1 protein-coding gene is annotated in these 204 nt (G+C 71.1%); it reads left to right on the forward strand.

The genetic code is table 11. The annotated features are described in order from the left end of the window. On the forward strand, positions 1-204 hold a 204-nt coding region (locus ACE039_RS21740), incomplete at both ends, for a hypothetical protein (RefSeq protein ID WP_485823299.1).

Here is a 204-nt window from a genome sequence, read left to right on the forward strand (position 1 = left end):
GGACGACGCCATCGCGGCCGGGCACGGCCGTTCCATCTGGCTGGGCGAAACGGCCGTGCTGGACGCCGCGGGCCGCGCCGCCACCGCCTTCAACCATCAAGGCCAGGCATATGGCCGCGTGCAGGACGGCGGCAGCATCGTGCTGGGCAGCCAGGTGGACGTATCGCTGGGCGTCTCGCCGTCTCCCGACCTGTTCATCGTGTC

Source organism: Achromobacter maghribensis, assembly GCF_057334215.1.